At 68.5% G+C, this 7507-nt stretch carries 7 protein-coding genes and 1 other RNA gene; 5 read left to right on the plus strand and 3 right to left on the minus strand.

The genetic code is table 11. From position 1 onward, the window contains the following. Positions 1-467 (minus strand): PLP-dependent cysteine synthase family protein (locus H0W38_RS12060; RefSeq protein ID WP_292454290.1); only part of this gene is annotated, 467 nt, incomplete at its 3' end. Between the two features lie 55 nt (positions 468-522). Between H0W38_RS12060 and rnpB the strand changes: the two genes are divergently transcribed. Further along, an RNA gene (rnpB, locus tag H0W38_RS12065) (RNase P RNA component class A) lies at positions 523-870 on the plus strand. A gap of 72 nt (positions 871-942) precedes the next feature. Next, a complete protein-coding gene (locus H0W38_RS12070; protein WP_292454293.1) occupies positions 943-2166 on the plus strand; it encodes a multidrug effflux MFS transporter in 1224 nt (407 codons plus the stop codon). An 86-nt stretch (positions 2167-2252) separates the two neighbouring features. On the opposite strand, the gene H0W38_RS12075 is transcribed toward H0W38_RS12070, so the two are convergent. Next, positions 2253-4709: an ATP-binding protein gene (locus tag H0W38_RS12075; RefSeq protein WP_292454296.1), complete on the minus strand. Its 2457-nt coding sequence runs from the start codon at positions 4707-4709 to the stop codon at positions 2253-2255. 125 nt (positions 4710-4834) lie between these two features. After that, on the minus strand, positions 4835-5350 hold the full coding sequence (locus tag H0W38_RS12080; protein WP_292454298.1) for a chemotaxis protein CheW: 516 nt from the start codon (positions 5348-5350) through the stop codon (positions 4835-4837). Positions 5351-5613: 263 nt separating this feature from the next. Here H0W38_RS12080 and H0W38_RS12085 point away from each other — a divergent pair, with 263 nt between their 5' ends. The 3 genes from H0W38_RS12085 to rsmH all read left to right on the plus strand — a co-directional run. Further along, positions 5614-6078, plus strand: coding sequence for an SRPBCC family protein (locus H0W38_RS12085; RefSeq protein ID WP_292454299.1), 465 nt, complete (start codon positions 5614-5616; stop codon positions 6076-6078). A gap of 232 nt (positions 6079-6310) precedes the next feature. Next, positions 6311-6796 (plus strand): division/cell wall cluster transcriptional repressor MraZ, encoded by a 486-nt coding sequence (gene mraZ, locus H0W38_RS12090; RefSeq protein WP_292454301.1) that lies wholly within the window; start codon positions 6311-6313, stop codon positions 6794-6796. Positions 6797-6802: 6 nt separating this feature from the next. Next, positions 6803-7507: 16S rRNA (cytosine(1402)-N(4))-methyltransferase RsmH (rsmH, locus tag H0W38_RS12095; RefSeq protein WP_292454304.1), on the plus strand; the 705-nt coding region annotated here is incomplete at its 3' end.

Below are 7507 nucleotides of genomic sequence, written 5' to 3' on the forward strand. Positions count from 1 at the left end.
GTGGTGCGCGCATGAACTTCGATGTTGGCGGGGTTGTCGAACTGCTGCGGCATCCACGAGCCCGGCGTCGACGCGATCAATTCCTGCGCCTTCGCGATCGAGCCCTTCATGCCGAGCTCGCGCGGCGTGAGCACGAAGCTCGCGCCGTAGGCCAGCATCAACCGGCGGCGCTCCACGCTCATGCTGTCGGGCATGACCAGCACCAGCCGGTAGCCCTTCACCGCCGCCACCATGGCCAGGCCGACGCCGGTGTTACCGGAGGTCGGCTCGATGATGGTGCCGCCGGGGCGCAGCTGCCCGTCGCGCTCGGCGGCCTCGACCATGGCGAGCGCGATGCGGTCCTTGATCGAGCCGCCCGGGTTGTTGCGCTCGGACTTGATCCAGACCTCGCTGCCCGGCGGGAACAGGCGATGGATGCGGATGTGCGGCGTGGCGCCGATGGTGTCGAGGACGGTGTTGGCTTTCATGTGCTCTCCTGCGTATGCGGCAAGTTCGTGTGCCGCGAACGATAATCCCATCCGTGAAGTGGGCCAGACCGCCGCTGGCACACCGGCCGAAAGGCTGTGCTGGAGGAAGGTCCGGACTGCACAGGGCAGCGCAGCAGCTAACGGCTGTCCACCGCGAGGTGAGGATCAGAGCAACAGAGACGAGTCGGGCCTGGGGGCGCAAGCCCCGAGGCCCGGGTGAAACGGGCAATCTCTGCGCGCAGCAACACCAAATAGGCCAGCATTGATGTGGCTCCGCGGAGCTGGCGGGTAGGTGGCATCGAGCCGTTCCCGTGAGGGGCGGCCCAGAGGAATGGCGGTCACGCCGGCAACGCCGCAAGGCGGTGCCGGTGCACAGAATCCGGCCTATCGGCCCGCTTCACACTTTTCACGTTTCATTCGAACAAGAACCGGGCCGGAAACGGCGCCTGCCGTCTTGGCGCGCAGGCCCCAGCGTATGAATCCCAACGCGCAAACTCTTTGGCATGCGCCGCTCTGGGCGCTGTCGGTGCTGCTCGCCTGCCTGGGCATGCTCGGGCCGTTCGCGATCGACACCTACCTGCCGGCCTTTGCTGGCATCGCCGCCTCGATCGACGCCACGCCGGTGCAGATGCAGCAGACGCTGTCGGTCTACCTGATCGGCTTCGCGGTGATGAGCCTGTTCCACGGTGCGCTCTCCGACAGCTTCGGGCGCCGCCCGGTCGTGCTGTGGGGCGTGGCCGTGTTCACGCTGGCTTCGGTCGGGTGCGCTCTGTCGCAGACGATCGGCCAACTGGTCTTCTTCCGGCTGCTGCAGGGTTTGTCGACCGGCGCGGGCATCGTGGTCTCGCGCGCGGTCATCCGCGACATGTTTCCGCCGGCCGACGCGCAGCGCGTGATGTCGCAGGTCACGCTCTTCTTCGGCGCGGCGCCGGCCATCGCGCCCATCATCGGCGGCTTCCTGTTCGTGCATGCCGACTGGCATGCGATCTTCTGGTTTCTCACCGCCGTCGGCGCCGCACTGTGGTTCGCCAACTGGAAGCTGCTGCCCGAGACGCTGCACGCAGACGCGGTGCAGCCTTTCAACGTGCGCAACCTGCTGCGCGGCTACCGGCAGATCGGCTCGAACTCCCGCTTCTTCCTGCTGGCGCTGGCGAGCGGCATTCCGTTCAACGGCATGTTCCTGTATGTGCTGTCGGCGCCGGTGTTCGTGGGCGAGCACCTGGGCCTGGCGCCGCAGCAGTTCTTCTGGTTCTTCCTGTTCACCATCGCCGGCATCATGGGCGGCGCGTTCTGGAGCGGCCGGCTGGCGGGCAAGCTGCCGGCGTCGCGGCAGATCCGGCGCGGCTTTCGCATCATGCTCACGGTGTCGGTCGTCAACGTGCTCGCCAATGCGTTCTTCACCGCCGAGGCGTGGTGGGCGCTGCCGCTGATCTCGCTGTTCTCGTTCGGCTGGGCGCTGATGGTGCCGGTGGTCACGCTGATGGTGCTGGACCTCGTTCCCTCGCGGCGCGGCATGGCCTCGTCGATGCAGTCCTTCATGGCCGCCACGGCCAATGCGCTGGTCGCCGGCGTGCTGGCGCCGCTGGTCATGCACTCGACCCTGCTGCTGGCCGTCGCCTCGCTGGGCCTGATGAGCATCGGCCTCGTCTCGTGGCTGTGGGTCAAGCCGCGGTTGGCGGGGCCTTCACAGCGCGGCTGAACGCGGCAGCCGTGGCGAAGCAAGGCACCCGCGAGCCGAGGACACGGCGGTGCGGCCTTCTGCGCACCAGCCCGCGGCCGACTCGATCAGGCTGCCGCGCGTGACACCGGCAACTCGGCCAGCAACTCGCGCAGCCGCTGCACCATCTGCTGCAGGTCGAGTGGCTTGGTCCAGTAGTCGTCGAAGCCCGCAGCGCGTGCCGCGGCGATCTGCTCCGGCAGCGCATCGGCTGACAAGGCGATGCAGTGCAGCGAGCGGGTGGCCGCTTCGCGCCGCAGCGCGCGCACCACCTGGTCGCCGGTGAGGCGGGGGATGTTGATGTCGATCAGCAGCACGTCGGGCCGCAGGCGCCGGGCCAGCGCCAGGCCTTGTTCGCCGTCGGGCGCGACCACCACGCGCCACTGCGGCATGCCGCGCAGTGCCTCGACGACCAGCAGCGCATTGACCGGCTCGTCTTCGATGTACAGGATGGTCGCGGCGCGCGGCTTGCCGCGGATCGGGGCCGAGAGGCTGGTCGCATGGAAAGCCGTGTTGGCCGGCTCGGCGCGCAACCCGGCCGCGCTGGCGCGCGGCAGCAGCACGCTGAACACCGAGCCGAGGCCCGGTTCGCTCGTCACGCGCAATTCGCCGCCCATCGCCTCGACCGCGCCCTTGGCGATCACCAGGCCCAGGCCGCTGCCCTCGATGCCGCGGTTCTCCGCCCCGAGCCGGTTGAAGGGCTGGAACAGCTCGGCTTGCTGGAGGGTGCTCAGGCCGGCGCCTTCGTCGCTCACGGCAATCTCGATGCGGCTCGAGTGGACCGTCAGCGCAACGCCCAGCCGCCCGCCGGCGCGGTTGTACTTGATGCCGTTGGACAGCAGATTGACCAGCACCTGGCCAAGCGCCCGCGCATCGGCCAGCACGGCCAGCGCTTCGCCGGGGCCCGAGCGCTCGATGCGCACGCCGCGCTGCAGCGCCTGGGCTTCGACCAGCGAGCCGGCGTCGTCGAGCGCGGCGTCGAGCAGCATCGGGCGGAGCGCGAGCGTCAGGCCGCCTTGATCGAGCCGGGTCAGGTCGAGCACGTCGTTGATCAGCGAGAGCAGATGCGCGCCGGCGTGGCGCACCTGTTCGATGCGGTGCTTCTGCGGGCCGTCGAGCGTCCGCGTGGCGTCCGTCTGCAGCAGTTGGGTGAAACCGAGGATGGCGTTGAGCGGCGTGCGCAATTCGTGGCTCACCCGCGAGAGAAAGAGGCTCTTCGCCTGGCTGGCCTGCTCGGCGGCCAGCTTGTCGCGCTTGAGCTGGCCGAGCTGCACCTGTTCGCTCACGTCGCGACAGGCGCCGACCAGGCAGGCCGCGCCGTTGTCGCCGTCGCCGAGGCGCCGGGCCGCGAGTTCGAGATAGCGCGTCGCGCCGTCCGCGCCGACGATCTGCAGCGTCAGCATCAGCCCGTCGTCCAGGCCGGCGGTCGAGATCGCGTGGCGCAACCGCCGCCCCTCGACCGGCTCGAAGAGCGCCAGCCAGGCGTCGAAGTCCATGCTCGCGCCGTCGGCGCCGAGCCCGTGGTGCCCGAGCGCGTTCGCGTCCAGCACGACGCGCGCTTGCGCGATGTCGATCTCGATCAGGCCGAGCCGGGCCGCATCGACGGCGAGCTGCCAGCGCTGCTGCACTTCGCGATACGCGGCGTCGCGCTGCTTGCGCTCGGTGATGTCGGTGACGAAGCCGTGCCACAGCACGCTGCCGTCGGGCAGCGGCTCGGGCCGCGAGACGCCCTCGTGCCAGCGCAGACCCTGCCGCGGCAGCAGCACGCGGAACTCGTGTCGCCAGGGCGTGAGCTTGCGAGCCGAGGCCTGGATCGATGCATGCAGGCCGGGAAGATCGTTGCGATGAATGCGTGCGAACAGCGCGGAGCCGTCGTGGAGGATGTCTTGCGGCGCGAGCTCGAACAGCTCGTGCACGTGCGCACTGGCGCGGGGAAAGCAGAACCGGCCGTCGGGAAACAGACGGAACTGATAGACGAAGCCGGGCAGCGTCTCACCGAACGTGCGCAGCAGTGCAACCTGTTCGGTGGCCGCGATCTGCTGACGATGGCTCAGCAGCCAGTGCTGGGCTGCGCGAGCCAGGCCTTGCAGCGAGGTGCGCTGGGCGTCGGTGAGCCGGCGCGGCACGCGATCGATCACGCACAGAGTACCGAGCCTGTGGCCGTCGACTTCGAGCGGCACGCCGGCGTAAAAGCGCAGGTGCGGTGCGCCGAGCACCAGTGGGTTGTCGGCGAAACGCGGGTCGGCGAGCGCGTCGGTCACCTCGAACAGGCCATCGCCCAACAGCGCATGGGCGCAGAACGCCATCTCGCGCGGCGTCTGCTCGATGTCGAGACCATGGTGGGCCTTGAACCACTGTCGATCGGCATCGATCAAGGTGACCAGGGCGATCGGACACCCGGAGACGACGCTGGCACAGTGCACCAGACCGTCGAGCACCGGGTCGGCGGGCGTGTCCAGCACCTGCAACTGCAGCAGGCAATCCAGGCGCTGCGGTTCGTCCGCGGGTAAATGAGCAATCAGCATGGGGGGGCGGAAGCTCGGGGAGCTAAGCGAAAGGGAAAGTGGCCGGCGCGCCGGCGCTGCAGAAGGAAAGTCGGGGTGTTGTGCCGCGAGGGGGTCGGCTCGCGTCCGACCCGCCGGGGTAGCGATCACATCGGGTCGAAGAGGCCCATGTCGGGACCGGCGAGCAGGGCTTCGATGTCCATCAGGATCAGCATGCGATCGGCGACGCTGCCGATGCCGGTGATGCAGGCGCTGTCGACGCTGCACGACATCTCGGGAGCGGGCTTGATCACTTCCGGGCCGAGTTGAAGCACATCGGACACCGAATCGACCACCGTGCCGATCACGCGGCCCTTGACGTTGAGCACGATGACGACGGTGAAGCCGTTGTAGTCGGCCACTTCGCAGCCGAGCTTCACACGCAGATCGACGATCGGCACGATCACGCCGCGCAGGTTGATCACGCCCTTGATGAAGGCCGGCGCATTGGCGATGCGCGTGGGCGGCTCGTAGGAGCGGATCTCCTGCACCTTGAGGATGTCGATGCCGTATTCCTCGGCGCCGAGGCGAAAGCTCAGGAATTCACCGCCGCTCGTCGGCACGCGCTCGCTGTGAGCGGCCGCGGTGCGAGCGATTTCGACAGGTGCTTCGATCATGTTCATGCCTCGCGATGTTCAGGGCGGCCGCTGCGCTGCACACGCCATGCTGGTCGAACCGAATTCGTCGTCAGCCGGCAGCAGCGGGAGGCGAAGCGGCACTCCACCACAGGATTGTCGGGTCCTCGCAGAAGCAGTGAAGGGCCAATGTGCGGGTACAAAGCGGCATTGGTCCCGGTTTGGCAGGATGCTTCGAGCCGTGCGGCGCCGAGCGGCACGCTGGCGTCGCGCGCACCGGCGCTACGCTTGTGAATCAGGGAGACAGGGCCATGCGTTTCGAACACCTGCTGCAAGTCACTGACCCGGGCAATCCGCGCATCGCGCCGATGAGCCGGTCAGAGTTGTGGCGGGGTCTGCTGGTGCGTGTGGAGTCGCCGCAGCGCTTCGAGCTCGGACCCGACCGATGCGAAGCGCGCGTCGGTGAAAGCCAGGAGGAGCGCGTGCGCAGCATCCACTTCGGCTCGCTGCGCTTCGAGGACCGCGTGCGGCTCGAGCCCGAGCAGCGCATCGTCTTCGAGCCGCAGCCGCACGAGGGCGCGGCGCCGGTTCACCTCACGATCACGCTCGAGGAGCCCGCCCCCGGCGCCTTGTTCCTGCGCTTCGCCTACAGCGCCGAAGGCGCGCTTTCGGCGGAGGACAAGGCCGTGCAGGGCTACCGCGAACAGGCTTGGCTGGAGCACGATCGCGACATGCTGCGCACGCTGAGAGAGTGGCAGCGGCTGGGGAGCTTGTAGGCCGCCAGACGCCGCCGCAGGCGCCGACACCGCGCGTGCCCCATCGGTATTTCGGACGAAGGACGCGGTCGTCGCCGGCCCCGCTCGGCGGCGCGAATACTCATCCATCACTTGCAGTGCTCTTCGCAAGTCCTTACTTCAAAACGATATTTCCGTGGAAATGTACCTTTCAAGTCGCCTCTAAGTAGTTGATTTCATTGGGATTTCCTTACATCTGCAGTTGACCCTGCCGATGCGCTCCGCTAAAGTGGGACAAAGTGCACTTTGGTGGGAGTTCGTGGCGCAATTCGTTTTTCAGGGGGCTTCGGCGCTGGCGCTCGACGCAAAAGGGCGCCTCGTCGTCCCCGCGCGTCACCGCGAGGTGCTGGCCGCCCTGGCGCAGGGCCAGCTCACGCTCACCAAGCACCCGCAGGGCTGTCTGCTCGTTTTTCCGCGTCCGTCCTGGGAAGGCTTCCGCGACAAGATAGCGGCGCTGCCCATGCACGCGGTCGGCTGGAAGCGCATCTTTCTCGGCAATGCGATGGACGTCGAAATCGACGCCAGTTCGCGCGTGCTCGTCTCGCCCGAACTGCGCGCCGCGGCGGGCCTGGCGAAAGACGTGCTGCTGCTCGGCATGGGCAGCCACTTCGAGCTGTGGGACGCCGAGCGCTACGCGGCCCACGAGGCCGAGGTGATGCAGCAGGGCCTGCCCGATGTCCTGCAAGACTTTTCCTTCTGACGCGCGATGGATCCCCGGGCAGGGCAGGCGCAGCACACCACGGTGCTGCTGCACGAGGCAGTGGACGCGCTCGTGACCACCCCTGAGGGCCACTACGTGGACGGCACCTTCGGGCGCGGCGGTCATGCGCGGCTCATCCTCGCGGGGCTCTCGCCGGCGGGCCGCCTGTTGGCGATCGACCGCGATCCGGCCGCGGTGGCGCACGCGTGCGAAGGCGAGGAGCGCATCGACGATGCGCGCTTCTCGATCGAGCACGCTGCCTTCGCCGACTTCCCTTCGGTGCTGGCGACGCGCGGTTTCGACCGCATCGACGGCCTGCTGCTCGACCTGGGCGTGAGCTCGCCGCAGATCGATACCGCCGAACGCGGTTTCAGCTTCCGCTTCAGCGGCCCGCTGGACATGCGCATGGACACCACGCGCGGTGAGAGCGCCGCCGATTTCCTGGCCCGCGCCGATGAGCGCGCGATCGCCGAGGTGGTGCGCGACTACGGCGAGGAGCGCTTCGCCGGGCCCATCGCCAAGGCCATCGTGGCCCGGCGCGACGAGGGCCACGCCGTGCGGACCACCGACGATCTCAGCGAGCTCGTGGCGCGCGCCGTGAAGACGCGCGAGCCGGGCCAGAACCCGGCCACGCGCACCTTTCAGGCGCTGCGCATCTTCGTGAATGCCGAGCTGGCCCAGCTCGAGCAGGCGCTGGAGGCGGCGCTCAAG

Source organism: Methylibium sp. (genome assembly GCF_013817365.1).
GTDB lineage: Bacteria > Pseudomonadota > Gammaproteobacteria > Burkholderiales > Burkholderiaceae_C > Methylibium.

What these genes read in the sequence shown, in the direction of transcription:
- H0W38_RS12070 (WP_292454293.1), top strand. Translation starts at nt 943, where the DNA reads ATGAATCCCAACGCGCAAACTCTTTGGCATGCGCCGCTCTGGGCGCTG.
- H0W38_RS12075 (WP_292454296.1), bottom strand. Translation starts at nt 4,709, where the DNA reads ATGCTGATTGCTCATTTACCCGCGGACGAACCGCAGCGCCTGGATTGC.
- H0W38_RS12080 (WP_292454298.1), bottom strand. Translation starts at nt 5,350, where the DNA reads ATGAACATGATCGAAGCACCTGTCGAAATCGCTCGCACCGCGGCCGCT.
- H0W38_RS12085 (WP_292454299.1), top strand. Translation starts at nt 5,614, where the DNA reads ATGCGTTTCGAACACCTGCTGCAAGTCACTGACCCGGGCAATCCGCGC.
- mraZ (WP_292454301.1), top strand. Translation starts at nt 6,311, where the DNA reads ATGCGCTCCGCTAAAGTGGGACAAAGTGCACTTTGGTGGGAGTTCGTG.